Genomic DNA, 18,038 nt, shown 5'->3' with positions numbered 1-18,038 from the left:
TTGACCAATTCCGTCCGTCAGGACTTGTATGTCGCCCTTGCCTGAGACAGGACGACGTTTCCGTTTTGGGTTTCGGCCTGCACGATAGCGATGCCGTCGCCCGCTTTCCACATTTTCGTTATTATGGTGTCGCCGAAATGGACCTGAGCGGCAAAGCGCCCGCTGAGAGATTTGAAGCGGGCGGGGTCGTTGCCGCAAAGCTCGCTCAGGACCGCGCGGCCGACGAAGCCATATGTGCAAAGCCCGTGAACAAAGGGCTTTTCAAAGCCGCCCAACTTGGCGAAATCCGGATCGATGTGGATCGGATTGCGGTCACCCGAGAGGCGGTAGATTGCCCCTTGCTCGGGGCGCGTCACGTCCTCGACGACGGCGTCAGGCGTCCGGGCCGGCGGTGCCGAGTCGACACCTGACGGCCCGCGCTCTCCGCCGAATCCGCCGGCACCGCGCACAAATAGCGTCGCATGAGTTTTGAAGAGGGGTCCTTTCTCGTCGGAACCCGTGCTCTCAACCCCGATGACGGCCGCCTTGCCTTTGTCCCAAACCTCGGAAACACGTCCCGTTATCTTGATCTTGGCCGATGAGGGCAAGGGACGCAGCAACTCGACGGATTGCTCGCCATGCAGCAGCATTTCCAACTTCATCTCGACGCCGCTCATCAGCCCGGCGAGCCCTCGCCCGCCGGGGATGACGGCGTAAGTCGGCAAAACTTTCGGTCCCCGGCCTTCGTAAATGAAATCAAGCCCGTCGGCGGGACGAGCGCCGACGCCAAGTGCATAGAGTATCGTGTCCTTGTCAGACCACTCCACGTCGACGGCCGGAAACGTCATGCCGACCAGATCCTTTGAAATCGCTTTTTTTCCGCTCATTGTCCCGATCCTGCTCTTGAATTGTTATTTCTCCTCCGCTCAAGGCTTCTTGCCATCCGGCGGCCAGGCGACGACGCCATCCTCAAGCGGGATTTTCAGGCTCTTGAGCAGTTGCGAGAAAAGCGTCCAGTTGCCGATGGCGACAACCAGTTCGATACGCTCTTCGGCCGTTTTCAGGTGCGCCGCACATGCGGCCCAGGTGGCGTCCGAAATCATGCCGCCGTCGAGCGTCTCGTCGGTCGCGGCGAGAATGGCGCGGTCGGCGTCGGACAGGCAGGAGGCATTTTTCCAGTCACGCGTCGCGACCAGATCCGCTTCCGGAATGTCCAGCATACGGGCGACCCGCCAATGCTGCGTCCATTCATAGAGCGATTTCGTTTTCCAGCCGATGCGCATGATGATGAGTTCCCGCAGTCTCGCATCGAGCTTGTTGCCCTGGAAAAGCAGGGTGGTCAGCGTCGAAGCAAGCTCGCGCGCTACATCGGGATGTCGGAGCAAAACCCGGAAGACGCTGAGTGGCGCCATTTGTTCGGATATGCCGGCTTTCGCTGCCGCGGCTGCCGCATCCGCCACAGACAGCAGGGGAACCCTGGGTATTTCGTCAGCCATTATTTTTAATCCTCCCAAATTTGGCGAAGCCGGAAGTTTAGGTCTTCGCATCTTGCTTTTGAACCTGTATAACACATACAAGCGTTAAAAAATATATATGTGTTATCGACGCATTGTCGGTGCCGACACGAAACGGGGAGTTGAAAATGTTGCCGAAAAAATCGATGGCGATGGTGCAGACGGCTCCGCGCAAACTCGAAGCCCGCGATTTGCCCATCCCCCAGATCGCCGACGACAGCGCTATCCTCCGTATCGAAGCTTGCGGCATTTGCGGCAGCGATTACGAACAATACGAAGGGGCCTTGCGGACTCCGATGCCGGTGATTCCGGGGCATGAACCTCTCGGAATCATCGAGGCGATCGGCGACAAGGCTGCCAGGCGTTGGGGTGTCGATGTCGGCGACCGGGTCGCCATCGAGACGATGCTGTCATGCCATTGCTGCGACACCTGTGTCGGCGGACATTATCACCTCTGCGACCGCCGCCAGATCTACTCGTATATTCCGCTTACGGAGGCGCCGGGTCTCTGGGGCGCCTATTCGCAATATATGTATCTCGCGCCCAACACGATCCTTCACAAGATGGACAAGAACCTTCCGGCGGAGCTGGCGGTCATGTTCAATCCGCTGGGCGCAGGCTTTCGCTGGGCGGTGGAGATTCCGCAGACGCAGGTTGGCGATACCGTTTTGATTTTTGGGCCCGGACAGCGCGGGCTCGCGAGCGTCGTTGCCGCGCGTGAAGCCGGCGCGGGAAAGATCATAGTCACAGGACTTGCGGCCGATTCAAACAAGCTCCAGATGGCGCTCGCTCTTGGCGCCGATCACATCATCGATGTGCAGAACGAAAATGTTGTCGATCGCGTGCGGGCGCTGACAAACGGAAAGGGCGCGGACGTCATCGTTGAAGTCACGTCCTACGCGACTCAGCCGGTTCGTGATGCGCTGGATTGTGTGCGTATGGGCGGAACGGTCGTCCTTGCCGGCGTCAAGGGATTTAAGCCTGTCTCCGACTTCGTGTCCGACCTTATCGTCATGAAGGAAATCACCATCAAAGGCGCAATCGGCGTTACGTCGTCGGGATACAAGAAGGCGATCGAGATGATCGAGCGCCGCAAATATCCTCTTGAACTCATGCATACTCATAATTTCGAGCTTGAGGAAGCTGAACTGGCGATCAAGATGCTGGCGCGCCAGATCGAGGGACAGGAATCCGTCCATTCATGTCTCATTCCGGTGACCTGATCAGTCCACAGGATATTTTTCAAATGGAAGGCCGGCGGCCGCTCATCGAAAAAGCCGCGTGCGGGGAACAAGGACGATGAGGGCAGATTCGTGAAGAATTTCAGTGACAAGGCCGCGATCGTCGGGATTGGCGAGACCGGTTATGTAAAGGGATCGGACCAGACGGCCGTGGCCATGATGCTCGATGCCGCCAGGCGGGCCATCGCGGATGCGGGGCTGAAGCCTAGGGACATTGACGGCATGGTTCCGCCGCCCGTCTATACAACGTCGGAGGAATTGGCCGCCAACCTCGGCGTCGATGTGCTGCGATATGCCTCGACGGTCAACATGGGAGGCGCGAGCCCGACCACGGCGTTGCAGAATGCCGCCATGGCCGTGGCCTCCGGCGTCTGCGACAACGTGCTGGTCACACTCGGCTGGAATGGTTACTCGGCGCTGCGTCCCAAGGCGGGGATGCCGCCAAGCCGGCCGATGAATATGAACACGCTGACTTCGACCATCCGGGGTTACTATCTTCCCTATGGCGTTCTGTTGCCGGTGCAGATGTATGCCTGGCTCGCGACGCGGCACTCGAAACTTTACAACGTCAGCCCCGAGGCGACGGGTTGGATCGCGATGGCATGCCGCAAGCATGCCCAGCTCAACGACCGCGCCCTGACCTGCGGCCAACCGATGACGATGGATGACTACATGCGGTCGCGCATGGTGTCCTCCCCGTTCCGTTTATTCGATTGCTGTCTCGAAACGGATGGGGCCTGCGCCGTCGTGGTGACGAGCGCCGAGCGGGCGAAGGACTTGCCTCACAGGCCAGTCTATATCTCCGGCGCGGCCGAGGGCCATCCTTATCCTGCCGACGATATTCCGTCGCGGCCGGACCCCTTCAAGATCGGTTTGAGCTATGCCGCGCCGCGCGCTTTCGCCATGGCCGGTGTGACGCCGAAGGACATGGACTTTCTGCAGGTCTATGACTGCTTCACCTATGTCGTGCTACTGCAACTCGAAGCCCTGGGCTATTTCGAGCCGGGCGGCGCACTCGATTTCGTCAAGGATGGACAGATCGAACTCGGCGGCAATTTTCCGCTCAATACGCATGGCGGTCTTTTGAGCGAGGCGCATGTGTGGGGCCTCAATCATGTACTTGAGGCGACACGCCAATTGCGCGGAGATGCGGGCAAGCGGCAAATTCCGGATGCTGAAATCGGACTCGTGACCGGATGGGGTGATCTGGGCGATGGCAGCCTCGCGATTTTGAGGAGGTAAGAATGGAAATTCAGCAACCGAAATATCCTCAGCCCGCGACTGTCGATCCGGTCGACGCGGAATTCTGGAAGCTTTGCCAGGACGGCGTCCTGCGTTTTCAACAATGCAGCTATTGCGATACATGGCGGTTCCTGCCGCGTTACATGTGCGCAAAATGTAGCTCGCCGAATTACGAGTGGAAGCCGAGCGGCGGGCGCGGCCGCATTTTTTCCTGGACGGTGACCTACCAGCCCTTTCATCCGGCTTTCGCCCGCGACGTTCCCTATATAGCTGCGGTCGTGGAATTGGACGAAGGCGTCCGCATGGCGACGCGCTTGCTTGACTGCGACCCGGAGGCGGTGAAACTCGACATGCCTGTGACCCTTGTCTTCAAGGACATCGGCGACGGATTCAAGCTTCCGTGTTTCAAGCCTGCCTGAAATAAAAGTAGAGCCAATCGCCATCGACGCATCGGAGATCTGGAATGGATCTGGCATACGGCCCCAAATACGAGGCTTTCCGGGAAGAAGTCAGGGCGTTCCTGACAAAACACAAGGATCAGGCGCCGAGGGGCCTTGGCGCCGCCGGGCGCCCGTCTCCCGAAGCCTGTTCCTGGCAGCAACTGTTGATCCAGCACGGCTATGCGGCGCGGACGATTCCGAAAGACTATGGCGGCTATGGCGCAAAGCCGGACATTCTGGAATCGCGTATCATCGCGGAGGAATTTTCCAGCGCTCGTGTACCTTCTGCGTTGCAGAACCAGGGTATCTCCATGCTGGTGCCGACGCTTCTGGAACTTGGCACCGAGGAGCAAAAGAAAAAATGGGTGAAGCCGACGCTTCGCGGCGAGGTGGTCTGGTGCCAGGGATATTCCGAGCCGGGTTCAGGTTCGGACCTCGCCAGCCTTCAGACCAAGGCGACTGAAGATGGCGACGATTTCGTCATCAACGGCCAGAAGATATGGACCAGCACCGCGCACGAGGCGGACATGATTTTCTGTCTGGTGCGCACGGAGCCCGATAAACCCAAGCATGAAGGCATTTCTTATCTGATCTTCTCGATGAAGACGCCGGGCATCGAAGTCCGTCCGCTCACTACCATGACGGGCCACGCCGAATTCAATGAAGTCTTCTTCACGGATGTGCGCGTACCGAAGACGCAGATCGTCGGCCAGCGCGGGCAGGGATGGCTCGTCGCCAACGCAACGCTGAAATACGAGCGCGGAATGCTGGGCGATCCGGCCGCCATGGAAACAAGGTTCCAGGCCCTTGTCGATCTGATGCGCGAGGAGACCGTCGACGGGCAGCGGGCCATCGACAATCCGATTTTCCGGGACCGCCTGATAAGGCTTCAGGCGGAACTTGCCGCCATGAAGTTCAATGGGCTCCGGCTGCTGACCAGCGCGAGCAGGGGTGAGGACCCCGGCTTGGCGCGTCTGATCGTGAAGCTTCAATCCTGCGAACTTACCCATCAAATATCGGCGCTCGCGATCGACGTCATGGGAGAGTTTGGCGTTCTTTACGACGACAGCCCCTATCTGCGCAGTCACGGCTCGTGGCAGTGGGGGTACATGTTTCAGCTTGGGCTCATCATCGGCGGCGGCACGGCGCAGATTCAGAAAAACATTATTTCGGAACGTGGGCTCGGTATGCCGCGCGAACCGAAGCTGGCAAAATAGGAATTCATCCGATGGAATTTGCATTGTCGGAAGAGCAGCGTCTGTTGCAGGACAGCGTCCGCCGTTTTCTCGAACAGAATGCGCCGCTCGACAAGGTGCGCCTTGCCGCCGGAAACACGCATACCGTTCAGCGGTCCCTGTGGGCGGGCGCCAGCGAGCTGGGCATCCCCGGAATGCTGATCCCGGAAGATTTTGGCGGCATGGGTCTGGGGTTTCTCGATGCGGCGATCGTTTACGAGATGATCGGACGGCATGTGGCGCCTCTGCCCTTTCTCGGGACCACCGTCATGGCGCCGCTCGCGCTGATGCTCGCCGGCAGCGAGGCTCAACAGGAAAAGTGGCTTCCGAAGATCGCTGCGGGTGAGATTGTCGCAGGCGTGGCCATCACGGAAAAAATCGGCATCCGCGAAGATGCGGGCGTGAAAGCCCTGAATGGAAAGCTCACGGGCAAGTCCCTCTTCGTGATCGACTGGGCTGAGGCCGATTTCTACATCGTGGCCGACAGCGACCATGGACTCCATCTCGTTCTGCCCGATGCGAAGGGGTTGTCGCGGCGGGCGCTCAACACCATCGACAAGACCCGATCGGTTGGCGAGCTTGTCTTCGATCGGGTTGCGGCTGAGCCCTTGCCACGATCCAGCGCCGACGCGGTAGCGCGGATGATAGATGCCGGCAGGGTCATGTTTGCAGCCGACACTCTCGGCGCGGGTCAGATGATGCTCGAAAAGGCGGTGGCTTATGCGGGAGAGCGCAAGCAGTTCGGCCGTGTGATCGGGTCGTTTCAGGCCGTGAAGCACCTCTGCGCCGAGATGGCGGCCGCTCTCGAACCATCGCGTTCGCTGGTGTGGTATGCGGCCCATGCGCTGGATGAAGTGCCCGGCGACGCGCGCCTCATGGCATGTCATGCCAAGAGCCACCTGTCGGAAGTGGGCCGCTTCGTCGCGCGCACCGCAACGGAGGTTCATGGCGGCATGGGCTTCACCGATTTGCTGGGCCTGCATTACTGGTTCAAGCGGATTGGGCTCGACCGGCAGTTGCTGGGCGGGCCGGAGTTGGTTCGTCTTGAAGCCGCGCGCTTGCAGGGCTGGGCTGCCTAGATCGCGACCTGGATATTGGGAAGCATAGATCCAGCTGTCGATGCGTGTTGCCGCGACACACAGCGGCGCGGGAATATTTCCACCGGCCCGGCAATAAGAAGATACGCATGAATATCGACTTCACACCGGAGGATGAGGCATTTCGCGACGAGGCTCGCGGGTTTATCGCGGCGAATCTTCCGCCGGAATGCGCGGATTCGCCGGCCCTGGGTGTGATGACCGACAAAAGCGTGGTCAAGCTCTGGCACAAGACGCTTTACGAAAAAGGCTGGGCCGCGCCCGCTTGGCCCGAGGCGTATGGCGGCACGGGATGGAACGCGACGCAGCGGTTTATATTCAACGAGGAAATCGCCAGAGCCAATGCACCGCGTTTGATGCCTTTCGGGCTGACCATGGTTGGCCCGGTGATCTACACCTTCGGCAACGCCGAACAGAAGAGCCGCCACTTGCAGGGCATACTTTCGGGCGACGTCTGGTGGTGCCAGGGCTATTCCGAACCGGGCGCCGGTTCCGATCTCGCTTCGCTTAAAACGATGGCGGTGCGCGACGGCGATCATTACGTCGTCAACGGCCAGAAAATATGGACGTCCTATGCGCATGAGGCTGACTGGATTTTCTGCCTGGTACGCACCGAACAGAGCGCCAAGCGGCAGGAAGGGATTTCCTTCCTGCTCATCGACATGAGGACACCCGGTATCGAAGTGCGTCCGATCATCTCGATCGCCGGTCTGCACCATCTCAACGAAGTGTTTTTTACCGACGTCAAGGTGCCGGTGCAAAATCTCATAGGCGAGGAAAACAAGGGTTGGACCTACGCCAAGTACCTGCTTGTCCAAGAGAGAACGAGTATCGGCGGCGTCCCCGAGTCCAGGAAGAAGGCTGCGCATATCAAGGCGATAGCACGAGCGGAGCGGAACGGAACGCGGATGGGGGGGCGTTGATGGACGATCCCGCGTTCCAGCGCAAACTCGCGGAGATAGAAGTCAAGCTCACCAGTCTCGAATACATGAATCTGCGGATTCTCGCCGATGCGGCGGCGGGAAAGGCGGTTGGACCGCAATCGTCCCTGCTGAAGATCGTCGGAAGCGAGGTTCAGCAGGCTTTGGGCGAACTCGCTGTCGAAGCCGCCGGCTATTATATCGAACCGTTCGGGCAAGGAGCCCTGCCTGGCGGCGTCAACGCACGGGATATAGGCCCCGCCCATACGCGGAACGTGTGGGCGGATTACGGCTATGGCCGCGCCGCGAGCATCTATGGTGGATCGAATGAGATTCAACACGACGTCATCGCCAAGGCGATTCTGAATCTTTGAAAGCGGCGGACAATTCGGTTTTTTGCCCGCTCGGATAAATTCATTATAATGAAAAATGCAAATACCCAGATCGTTGCCGCGAAAGGTCAGTAGATGGATATAGAGCTTACGAAAGAGGACGAAGCCTTCCGCGCGGAAGTCCGTCGGTTCATTTCGGAAAAACTGCCCAGGGAACTCGCGGAGAGAGACACAGTGGGCGCGGCTGGTGAGCGCAGCTCGCTCAGGCGCTGGCAGAAAGATCTCCACGAGAAAGGCTGGGTAGCGGTCAATTGGCCCAGGCAGTATGGCGGCACTGGATGGACGCCGATGCAGAAGCATATTTTCAACGAGGAGATGGCCGCCGCTAACGCACCGCGACTTTCTCCATTCGGTCTGTCCATGGTGGGACCGGTGATCTACACCTTCGGCAACGAAGCACAGAAAAAGCAGCATCTGGCGGGCATTCTTACCGGCGATGTCTGGTGGTGCCAGGGTTATTCGGAACCGGGGGCCGGATCGGATCTCGCCTCGCTGAAAACCAGGGCCGTGCGTCAGGGCGACCATTACATCGTCAACGGCCAGAAAATCTGGACGTCCTATGCCCATGAAGCCGATTGGATATTCTGTCTCGTGCGAACGGATGAGACCGCCAAACAGCAGGAAGGCATCTCGTTCCTTCTGATCGACATGAAGACGCCCGGCATCGAGGTGAAACCGATCATTTCCATCGACGGCCTGCATCACTTGAACGAAGTTTTTTTCACTGATGTCAAGGTGCCGGTGACGAACCGCATCGGCGATGAAAACAAGGGCTGGACCTACGCCAAGTTCTTGCTCGTCAACGAGCGCACCGGTATTGCAGGCGTTCCCGAGTCCAAGCGCAAGATCGCGCACCTCAGAAAGATTGCGAGACAGGAAAGGCTTGGCGATGGCGCGGCGCTGGCGGACGAACCGGCATTCATGACGAGGCTCTCCGAAATCGAGGTGAAGCTCACGGGTCTCGAATATACCAATCTGAGGATCGTTGCGGAGGAAGTGGCGGGCCGTCCCGCTGGTCCCTCTTCCTCAACCTTGAAGATTGTAGGAACCGAAGTTCAGCAGGCGTTGTCGGAGCTTGCCGTCGAAGCCGCCGCCTTCTACGCCATGCCATTCCAGAGGGAACATTTGACTGGAATTGCCAATGAAGCGCCCGTCGGACCCGCCTATGCGGTGAGCGTGACAAGCGCCTATAATTTCGGTCGCGCCGCTTCGATTTATGGCGGTTCGAACGAAATCCAGCGCAATGTCATCGCAAAGGCCGTTCTGGGACTTTGACGGACCATCCGGACATGCGAAGGGCCGCACATCCGGGATGCGGCCCTTTTTTATGTCAGTCCACCCAATCCTTCGGGCTCAGGCGGCCTGCGAGTAGCGCCTGAGCTGGTGGTCGACATTGCCGAACTGGGTGTCGATCATCGTCAGGCGCTTGAAGTAGTGGCCGACATTGAGTTCGTCGGTCATGCCCATGCCGCCATGAAGCTGCACGGCCTGCTGGCCGACGAAGCGGCCGTCCTGACGCCGCCCGCGTTTTCAATCCTCACCGTCCCCAATCCGTTTCTCCCTCGCTCGCTCGACCTGTTCTTCCGATCGGCCGTAGCCGCCGCTTCCGCCTTTCGTGGACGGGCTGGACGTTTCCCCCATGAATGCGCTAAGCAATAAGGAAATCATGATAAGGGAATAGGGATGGGTATCAACGGAAAATCCTACATAGTCGGCATCTACGAGCATCCGTGCCGCGCGGCGCTGGACAAGACGCTGCCGCAACTTCACGCCGAGATCGCGAAGGGCGCGCTGGCGGACGCAGGTCTTTCAAAGGACGACGTTGACGCATATTTCTGCGCTGGCGACGCGCCCGGGTTGGGCCCGATCAACATGATCGAATATATGGGTCTCAATAATGTGCGTCATATGGACAGCACGGAGACCGGCGGGTCTTCCTACATCGTCCATGTCAATCACGCCGCGCAGGCCATCGCCGCGGGGCATTGCAATGTGGCGCTGATCACGCTGGCCGGCCGGCCGGTTGCCGATGCGAAAGAAGGCAAGCCCGTCCGTTACTACAACCAGCAAGCGCCGGACTTTCCGTTCGAAATGCCTTATGGCCCCAACGTCACAAATATGTACGCCATGTGTGCAATGCGGCATATGTACGAATACGGCACCACCAGCGAGCAGCTCGCATGGATCAAGGTCGCCGCATCCCACCACGCCCAGCACAATGAACAAGCCAGGCTCCGCGACGTTGTGACCGTGGAGGATGTTGTCAATTCACCGATGATTGCCGATCCGTTGCACAGGCTCGACTGTTGCGTCATCACCGACGGTGGCGGCGGCATTGTGATGGTGAGCCCGGAAGTGGCGAAGTCGCTGAAGCGCACCCGCGTCAAGGTTCTCGGCGCCGGCGAGGCGCCCAAGCATCTCGCGGCGGGCCAGGTCGATCTGACCTATTCCGGCGCGTGTTGGAGCGGGCCCAAAGCTTTCGCTGAAGCCGGCGTCACGCCCACCGACATTAAATACGCCTCAATCTACGATTCCTTCACCATTACAGTGCTGGAAACGCTCGAAGATCTGGGTTTTTGCAAAAAAGGTGAGGGCGGGAAGTTCGTCTCGGACGGCAACTTGATTTCCGGCGTCGGCAAGTTGCCCTTCAACACGGATGGCGGGGGATTGTGCAACAATCACCCCGGCAATCGCGGCGGCATGACCAAGGTTCTTGAAGCAGTCCGCCAGGTTCGCGGTGAGGCTCATCCGAAGGTTCAGGTGCGCAATTGCGATATTGCACTGGCGCATGGAACCGGCGGGCTTCTGGGATCGCGTATGGGCAGCGCAACCGTCATTCTCGGGAGTGAAGACGCATGAGCGCCGACCAGAAAAGCAAGATCAACCTTGTCGTCAATTCCGAGGGCAAGCCTTACTGGGAAGGCGCCGCCAAGGGGCAACTCCTGATCCGGACCTGCAACGCCTGCGGCAAGGCGCACCACTATCCGCGGACTATTTGTCCGCATTGCTTCTCGGAAGACACGGCGTTTGTGGAGGCTTCGGGCAATGGCGCGATCTACAGCTATTCGGTCACGCGGCAAGCCAAGCCGCCTTATGTCATCGCCTATGTTACGCTCGACGAAGGGGTCACGATGCTCACGAATATCGTCGACTGCGAAATCGACAGGATTCGGATCGGACAGAAAGTCAGGGTCAAATTCTCCGAGGCCGGTGACGGATATGCGCTGCCGGTGTTCACGTCCGCATGATGCGGCGTTTTTGTTGACCGTCATTCCGGCGGGCTTGATCCCTCGCCGGAACGTTCGGCAACGGGCCGGCTGAGACAAGGATGGCGAAGAACGGAACGGCTCAATCGCAAGAAGGCCGACCCGCGAGGAGTGGATTTTTCAGGGAGGATTATATGACGTGGAATTTCGGTGATATTCTTGACAGTATCTCGCCGGTTTTGCCGCCGGATGCGCCCGCCCTTATTCATGGCGATCGGGTGATTACATGGGGAGAAACGACTCGGAGATCCAACAATCTCGGGCGCGCGCTGATCGCGCGCGGTGCCAGGCCCGGCGACAAGGTCGCGTTCTACATGCGAAACCGGCCCGAATATGTCGAGACCATGGCGGCCTGCTTCAAGAGCCGTCTTGTCCATGTCAACATCAACTACCGCTACAAGGCGGACGAAGTTTTTTACATCTTCAATGACTCCGACGCGCAAACGGTCGTGTACGGTTCCGAGTTCCGGGACATCATCGTCGAACTGAAGGACCGGCTGACGAAAGTCGCCACTTTCATCGAGGTGAACGAAGACGGATCCGCTGCCCCCTTCGCGGAAAATTACGAAAAGGTCGTCACCGGCGGAGATGGCGCGCCGCTTGACATCGAGCGTTCGCCGGACGATCTGCTGTTCATCTATACGGGCGGCACGACGGGCATGCCCAAAGGCGTGATGTGGCGTCACGACGACATGCGGGAGGCTCAGCTCACCACGCTTCGCGCATTGGGTCCGATCCCGGAGACGCTCCCCGAACTGGTCGAATTTATCAAGACTTCCGGTCCTGGCCCCAAGTCGATGCCGGCCTGCCCGCTGATGCACGGCACCGGCTTCATTACGGCTATCGGTAATATGATGAGCGGCGGCTGCATCGTCACGCTGGAGAGCCCCACTCTCGACGCGCATGAACTCTGGTCCGCGGTTTCGCGCCGTGGCGTCAATTCTCTGGCGATCGTCGGTGACGCTTTCGCCCGGCCGATGCTGGCGGCGCTCGACGAGGCGCCCGGCAAATACAACCTGGCCAGCGTCGTCGCGATCGTTTCTTCCGGCGTTATGTGGAGCACGGAAGTGAAGCGCGGTCTGCTCAGACATTTGCCGAATGTCATTCTGATGGATTCCTTCGGCGCCTCGGAGGGGCTCGGTTTCGGCAGTTCGATCATGACCAGCGCGGGCGAGGTCAAGACCGCCAAGTTCCAGATCGGCGGCCGGTGCCGCGTGTTCGATGAAAACGATCAGCCGGTCGAACCCGGCAGCGGCAAGCCGGGCATCATCGCCATGGGGGGCCCGATTCCCGTTGGCTATTACAAGGATCCGGAAAAGACCGCCAAGACCTTCAAGACCATCGCCGGGGCCCGCTATTCCATTCCCGGCGATTGGTGTGTTGTGGAAAAGGACGGGAGCCTGACATTGCTGGGACGCGGCAGCGTCTGCATCAACACGGCGGGCGAGAAGGTCTACCCGGAGGAGATCGAGGAAGTTCTGAAGACGCATCCCGCCGTCGAGGATGCGCTTGTCGTCGGCGTGCCCGATCAGAAATGGGGTCAGGCCGTCACAGGCATCGTTATGCTGGCGAAGGGCGCGAAGTTTGACGAAGAGGACTTGCGCAAGCACGTCCGCTCGCACCTCGCCGGCTACAAAACGCCCAAGCGCATTCTGGTGGGCGTCGCACCTCTTCGCGCGCCGAACGGCAAGGCCGACTACAAGGGCGTTACCGATTTCGCGAAACGCGAGCTTGGGGTTGCCTAGACGACGATTTGAGTGACGGCGCCGGAGACGGCGCGCGGCATCCGCAACGGGAGGACTACATGGGACGGGTAGACGGGAAAATCGCCTTTGTGACGGGCGGCGCCAATGGCATGGGGCGTTCCCACGCCTTGCTGCTTGCGCGCGAAGGCGCAACGCTGATCGTGACCGACATGGACGAGAAGGGCGGCAACGCCGTGGTCGAGGAGATCAACGATCACGGTGGGCAGGCACGATTCTTCAGGCACGATGTGTCGAGCGTGTCGGATTGGGAGCGGATTTCACAGCAGGCTATGTCCACTTTCGGACGCGTCGACATCCTCGTGAACAATGCCGGCATCCTCGTTTTTTCTGCTGTGCAGGATACCTCGAATGAAGACTTCGCACGTGTTCTCGACGTCAATGTTAAAAGCGTATTCTATGGCACAAAATACATATTGCCCGCGATGAAGGCGGCCGGTGGCGGCTCGATCGTCAATATTTCCTCGATCTACGGACTGATCGGTGCGCCCGCCACGGCGGCGTATCAGGCATCGAAGGGCGCCGTCCGCTTGCTGACGAAATCGACGGCCGTGGATTATGCGCCTTTCAAGATTCGCGTGAATTCCGTGCACCCAGGAATCATTCGCACGAATATGACAAAGGATCTTCTCGGCGATGCGGATGTCGCCAAACAGGTCCTGAGCGCCACGCTTATTGGTCGTCCCGCCGAACCCGTCGAGGTTTCCTATGCGGTCCTGTTTTTGGCATCCGACGAGTCGTCCTACATGACCGGCTCCGAGGTTGTCGTCGACGGCGGCTACACGACCATGTGATGCATAGCGAAGCGATGGAGACTGAATTCACTGAAGGTCGAGGGGGGCGTCGCTGAAACGGGGAGGGGATTTCCCGAAGAACGCTGACGGGCCGGACGCCGGATTTTATGTTCGGGAGGCGTCGGACCGGCCAGCCATCATTCGCAAGGGCGTATATTCGATCACCGTTTCGTTCCGTTGGGTCACGATCCGGTTGCGGGTGCGCACCAGACCGCGCCCCTTGGATGTCGCCCGCGCTTGAAGCACTTCGCATTCTACATGAATTGTGTCGCCGACAAAGGTAGGTCCCTTGACGTTGAATTCCATGTGCAGAAAGGCGAGGCCCGTCTCCTGCATCATCGACTGGACGAGTAAACCTTCGGCCATGCAATAGACCAGCGCGCCGGGCACCACGCGACCGTTCATGGGGCCGTGGGCCTTGAGATATTCGACATCGGTGAAGAGCACTTCCACCATGCCCGTCGTGTTGATGAAATTGACCAGGTCGGTTTCGGTGATCGTCCGGCCGATGGTGCGGAATTCCTCGCCGACCGTGAGGTCGTTCCAGCACATGCCGAGGCCTATCTTTCGCATGCCCTCTCCTTGCAGGTAGCGGCGGCGACACGGTCCCACCCGCGAAATCCCGTGACCGATGCCGGAAAATGCGTTCCGATGTTTTGCTTCAGCCTGGAATTCTGACCGGCATGCTCGAGTAGCCATTGATCAGATTTGAAAAAACCCTCTCGGGTTCGCCGATCACTTCGATCGGCTTGTCGGGCCAGCGTTTCAGGATTTCTTCCCAGACGACGCGGAGTTGCATTTCTGCCAGCCGGTTACCGACGCAGCGATGGATACCGAAGCCGAAGGACAGGTGCTGGCGGGGACGCTTGCGGTCGATGATGAAACTGTTGGCGTTTTCGATTGCCTCTTCGTCCCGGTTGCCAGAGACGTACCACATGACGACCTTGTCGCCCTTCTTGATCTGCTTGCCGCCAAGCTCTGTATCCTGAAGCGCGGTACGACGCATATGTGACAAGGGTGTCTGCCAACGGATGATTTCGGGAACCATGGATTCGACGAGCGCCGGGTTGTCCCGCAGCTTCTTGTATTGATCCGGGTTCCGGTTCAGTGCCAGCAAGCCGCCGGTGATCGAGTTGCGGGTCGTATCGTTGCCGCCGACGATCAGGAGAAGAATATTCCCCAGATACTCCATCGGTCCCATGTTTTTCGTCGCTTCGCCCTGGGCCAGCATGGTGATGAGATCGTTGCCTGGCTCGGTCGCGTTGACGCGCTGATTCCACAACTCGGTGAAGTAGGCGGCGCAATCGCGCAATTCATTCCTGCGGGCCCTCTCGGCCTCCTCGTCACCGAAGGCTGTGCCGGCGGTGGCTACATCCGACCAGCGGGTGAGTTTCGAGCGCTCTTCCCAAGGGAAATCGAAAAGAGTAGCGAGCATCTGCGTCGTCAGCTCGATCGACACGCGGTCCACCCAGTTAAACGTTTCATTGATCGGCAGCGAATCGAGAATCGTGCCGGCGCGCTCGCGGATCGTGCTTTCAAGTTTCGCCAGATTGCCGGGTGCGACAATGGGGCTTACGACCTTGCGCTGCGCGTCGTGTTTCGGCGGGTCCATCATGATGAACATGGGCAGGAAAAACCCTTCTTCCTGGTCTCGCAAGGCAACACCGCCCAATGTTGCTTCGGATGAATAGATGCCGTGGTTGGTGTCGACATGCATGATGTCTTTGTATTTCGTGACTGACCAGAACGAGCCGTATTCGCTCGTCTTGCAGTAATGGACCGGATCCTCGCGGCGCAGCCGCTCAAAATACGGCCAGATCGTATTCGTTCTGAACAGTTCCGGATTGCTGACGTCGATCTCATCAAGCGGGATGGCATAGGCATCCGCGATCGATCCGTCTCTGGCAGCGACTAAGGATTCAGTCATGATGGTGTTTCCATTGCGTTTCCAGAAGCCCGCGAAGGCGTGCACGGAGAGTTGGGTGGCCGCCCCTCAAAATTCATTATAATTATATTCGCGAGGCTTTACAATTTGCCTTTTAGGGTGGCGATGCAGGGGCCGGCAGGTACTTTCCGAACAGTCCGTCACCCGCCTGTTGTCGGCCTTCCGCCATCGGCTGCCTGTGGAATGTCAGGCCGGCAGGGCGACGGCGATCTCGCGCAGTTTGAACTTCTGGACCTTGCCGCTCGGCACCATGGCGTTCGCCGACGTTTCCGCCCGTTTCGGCAGATTTCCACGGTGAGCTCTGCGAGGCCGATGGCGACGCGATCAAGGGTCTTTCCGAGGTCGCGATAGTTGAGGCGGGATTCCTTGGCTGTCGTTGAATTAAATTCGGCGACCGCTGTCTTGTCCGGCACTTCAGCGATACAGATAATCGGCGAGTTTGGCTGGCCAGAATCCGCCGATATTCATCGCCTTCACCTGCTCCTTGGGCAGAATTGGATTGAACATCGCCGTCTGTCCCCCTTGGGCAAGCCCGTTAGGAATCTTTAAGTGCTTTTCGGCCGGAAATAATCTGGCCGCCCGGGAGGCCACGGATCGCCCCAAAGCTGTTCGCCGCCATCGACTGTAAGTACCTCGCCGGTGATGAATTTACCGCTGGGCGCTGCGAGGTAAGCGACCGCCTCTGCGATATCATGAGCGTCCCCAACGCGCAGCATGGGGTTCGATTCCGGATATGTCTTCAGGCCTTCGGGAGGATATTGTTTGAAGCCGCTCGTCTCACAGACGCCCGGCGCGACGCAGTTGACACGGATGCGATGTGGCGCCCATTCGACCGCAACAGATTTGGAGAGATAGATAACGCCAGCGCGCGCTGCGCAGGTGTGTGCGATGCCGGGCATTCCGCGCCATATGTCGGCGACGATATTCACGATCGAGCCGGGGCTCTCTCTTGTAACCCAATGCCGCGCGGCGCTTTGCATCATGTACCAGGAGCCGTTGAGGTTCGTGTCGATGACGGCATTCCAGCCCTTGACCTTGAAGTCGAGGGCCATTTGCGGAAACTGGCCGCCGGCATTGTTTACGAGAACGTCAAGCGCGCCGAACTTGTTCCAGACATCGTCGATGAAATGGTTGACCTGATCAGGATCCCGTATGGTCAGCGAGGCGCTGAAAACGCGAGCACCCATTCTTTCCAGAAGCGCAACCGTCGCGGCAAGCCTTTCTTCGTTGCGTCCGCATATAGCGACGTTCGCGCCCAGCCGTGCAAAGAGGCAGGCTATGGCCTTGCCGAAGCCGCTTCCGCCACCGGAAACCACTACCGTTTTTCCGGAGAAGAGATCTGCGCGATAGACTGTAGGCAGAGCCTTCAGTTCATCATCGGAAAAACCGAAATGGGTGTTTTGGGCTTCCATGTGCGTCGTCCCTCGAAAACTTCCGTCACGCAACAGTTTCGTCTTCACTGCTTCGTGCCGTTTCGTCTATTCCGATTCCGCTGAACAGCATTAGACACATATGGTCTGCCATCGTCTGTATGGACGTCCTGCCCGGCTGGTACCATTCAACCGACCAGTTGAGCGCACCCATGAGCAGCATGCGCACGAGACCAAGGTCGATGTCGCTGCGCAGCGCTCTCGACTTCTGAGCTTTGGCAAGTATGCGCCGCCAGAGTTCGGCGTAGGCGTTACGCAGTTTGATGTGGCGTCGCCGCACGTCTTCGGGGATCTGTCCGAAGATGCGAATATTCGCGGATGTATAGTCGTCGAGTTTCAGCAGCGTGGTGAGATGCGCTTCGACGGCAGCACGAATTCGGTCGCGGTGCGATGAGCCTGGAGGTAGGTGTTCTTGGCTTTCCTCGACAGCTTCGTGAACCCGCCTCATGCCAATGTCCAGAACTTCTTCGAGGAGCTCGTCCTTCGAACCGAAATGGTAATAGAGGCTTCCCGCCTGCATATCGGCGGCTCTGGCGATTTCGATCAAGGTCGTCGCCGCATAGCCTTTTTGACGAAACGTCTTTGCGGCGGCGTCCAGTATTCTCGCGCGGCTTATGTCGGATTTACTCTGCTCGGTCGTCACGAATGCTCCATCAAGGCTTGCTTGGTGGTAATGGTCTAAAATCTAACATGCGTTCGAAACATATTGCACCCCATTTAAAATCGAACTAGTGTTAGAAAAAATGCGCTGCCGTTGCCATGACATAATAAATTTATGTC

The 18,038-nt window shown here is 58.8% G+C and carries 18 protein-coding genes and 1 pseudogene; 12 read left to right on the top strand and 7 right to left on the bottom strand.

All coding sequences use genetic code 11. The features are described 5' to 3' along the window. Positions 1–17: 17 nt before the first annotated feature. Together KF719_RS03835 and KF719_RS03830 are read right to left on the bottom strand one after the other, a co-directional pair. A complete protein-coding gene (locus tag KF719_RS03835) occupies positions 18–827 on the bottom strand; it encodes a MaoC/PaaZ C-terminal domain-containing protein (protein WP_293507226.1) in 810 nt (269 codons plus the stop codon). Positions 828–905: 78 nt separating this feature from the next. Continuing rightward, positions 906–1,475, bottom strand: a complete 570-nt coding sequence (locus KF719_RS03830; RefSeq protein ID WP_293507225.1) for a carboxymuconolactone decarboxylase family protein — start codon at positions 1,473–1,475, stop codon at positions 906–908. A 146-nt stretch (positions 1,476–1,621) separates the two neighbouring features. Between KF719_RS03830 and KF719_RS03825 the strand changes: the two genes are divergently transcribed. The 8 genes from KF719_RS03825 to KF719_RS03795 all read left to right on the top strand — a co-directional run bounded on the left by KF719_RS03825 (position 1,622) and on the right by KF719_RS03795 (position 9,335). Continuing rightward, entirely contained in the window at positions 1,622–2,716 is a 1,095-nt protein-coding gene (locus tag KF719_RS03825) for a zinc-binding dehydrogenase (protein ID WP_293507223.1), read from the top strand. Between the two features lie 90 nt (positions 2,717–2,806). Continuing rightward, complete coding sequence (locus KF719_RS03820; RefSeq protein ID WP_293507222.1) at positions 2,807–3,976, top strand: transporter; 1,170 nt, start codon at positions 2,807–2,809, stop codon at positions 3,974–3,976. A gap of 2 nt (positions 3,977–3,978) precedes the next feature. Next, positions 3,979–4,395 (top strand): OB-fold domain-containing protein, encoded by a 417-nt coding sequence (locus tag KF719_RS03815; protein ID WP_293507221.1) that lies wholly within the window; start codon positions 3,979–3,981, stop codon positions 4,393–4,395. Between the two features lie 44 nt (positions 4,396–4,439). Further along, positions 4,440–5,633 (top strand): acyl-CoA dehydrogenase family protein, encoded by a 1,194-nt coding sequence (locus KF719_RS03810; protein WP_293507220.1) that lies wholly within the window; start codon positions 4,440–4,442, stop codon positions 5,631–5,633. Positions 5,634–5,644: 11 nt separating this feature from the next. Continuing rightward, positions 5,645–6,730, top strand: a complete 1,086-nt coding sequence (locus tag KF719_RS03805; protein ID WP_293507219.1) for an acyl-CoA dehydrogenase family protein — start codon at positions 5,645–5,647, stop codon at positions 6,728–6,730. Positions 6,731–6,837: 107 nt separating this feature from the next. Continuing rightward, complete coding sequence (locus tag KF719_RS03800; RefSeq protein WP_363318006.1) at positions 6,838–7,671, top strand: acyl-CoA dehydrogenase family protein; 834 nt, start codon at positions 6,838–6,840, stop codon at positions 7,669–7,671. After that, positions 7,671–8,042, top strand: a complete 372-nt coding sequence (locus KF719_RS18120; protein ID WP_363318005.1) for an acyl-CoA dehydrogenase family protein — start codon at positions 7,671–7,673, stop codon at positions 8,040–8,042. The genes KF719_RS03800 and KF719_RS18120 overlap by 1 nt, the downstream gene beginning before the upstream one ends. Before the next feature lie 93 nt (positions 8,043–8,135). Continuing rightward, complete coding sequence (locus KF719_RS03795) at positions 8,136–9,335, top strand: acyl-CoA dehydrogenase family protein (protein ID WP_293507218.1); 1,200 nt, start codon at positions 8,136–8,138, stop codon at positions 9,333–9,335. Between the two features lie 78 nt (positions 9,336–9,413). On the opposite strand, the pseudogene KF719_RS03790 reads toward KF719_RS03795, so the two are convergent. Beyond that, a pseudogene (locus tag KF719_RS03790) lies at positions 9,414–9,569 on the bottom strand (pimeloyl-CoA dehydrogenase small subunit); the annotation flags it as partial. A 174-nt stretch (positions 9,570–9,743) separates the two neighbouring features. Between KF719_RS03790 and KF719_RS03785 the strand changes: the two are divergent. The 4 genes from KF719_RS03785 (at position 9,744) to KF719_RS03770 (ending at position 13,883) form a co-directional block, all read left to right on the top strand. Next, entirely contained in the window at positions 9,744–10,919 is a 1,176-nt protein-coding gene (locus KF719_RS03785) for a thiolase domain-containing protein (protein ID WP_293507217.1), read from the top strand. Further along, positions 10,916–11,308: a Zn-ribbon domain-containing OB-fold protein gene (locus KF719_RS03780; protein ID WP_293507216.1), complete on the top strand. Its 393-nt coding sequence runs from the start codon at positions 10,916–10,918 to the stop codon at positions 11,306–11,308. Before KF719_RS03785 ends, KF719_RS03780 begins: the two co-directional genes overlap by 4 nt. Positions 11,309–11,460: 152 nt before the next feature. Continuing rightward, positions 11,461–13,071 (top strand): acyl-CoA synthetase, encoded by a 1,611-nt coding sequence (locus KF719_RS03775; RefSeq protein WP_293507215.1) that lies wholly within the window; start codon positions 11,461–11,463, stop codon positions 13,069–13,071. An 8-nt stretch (positions 13,072–13,079) separates the two neighbouring features. Further along, positions 13,080–13,883 carry a glucose 1-dehydrogenase gene (locus KF719_RS03770; protein ID WP_293507213.1) on the top strand — a complete coding sequence of 268 codons (804 nt, stop codon included), beginning with the start codon at positions 13,080–13,082 and terminating at the stop codon, positions 13,881–13,883. A 105-nt stretch (positions 13,884–13,988) separates the two neighbouring features. Here KF719_RS03770 and KF719_RS03765 read toward each other — a convergent pair whose 3' ends face one another. The 4 genes from KF719_RS03765 to KF719_RS03750 all read right to left on the bottom strand — a co-directional run bounded on the left by KF719_RS03765 (position 13,989) and on the right by KF719_RS03750 (position 17,901). After that, entirely contained in the window at positions 13,989–14,456 is a 468-nt protein-coding gene (locus KF719_RS03765) for a MaoC family dehydratase N-terminal domain-containing protein (protein ID WP_293507211.1), read from the bottom strand. Between the two features lie 88 nt (positions 14,457–14,544). Beyond that, on the bottom strand, positions 14,545–15,810 hold the full coding sequence (locus KF719_RS03760) for a cytochrome P450 (RefSeq protein ID WP_293507210.1): 1,266 nt from the start codon (positions 15,808–15,810) through the stop codon (positions 14,545–14,547). A gap of 563 nt (positions 15,811–16,373) precedes the next feature. Then, positions 16,374–17,240 (bottom strand): SDR family oxidoreductase, encoded by an 867-nt coding sequence (locus KF719_RS03755; protein ID WP_293507209.1) that lies wholly within the window; start codon positions 17,238–17,240, stop codon positions 16,374–16,376. A gap of 25 nt (positions 17,241–17,265) precedes the next feature. Next, entirely contained in the window at positions 17,266–17,901 is a 636-nt protein-coding gene (locus KF719_RS03750; RefSeq protein ID WP_293507208.1) for a TetR/AcrR family transcriptional regulator, read from the bottom strand. Positions 17,902–18,038: the final 137 nt, after the last annotated feature.

This window comes from Parvibaculum sp. (assembly GCF_019635935.1).
In the GTDB taxonomy this organism is placed as follows: Bacteria; Pseudomonadota; Alphaproteobacteria; order Parvibaculales; family Parvibaculaceae; genus Parvibaculum.
The sequence above is the reverse complement of the archived record's forward strand: the minus strand, read 5'-3'. Positions and strand labels throughout refer to the sequence as shown.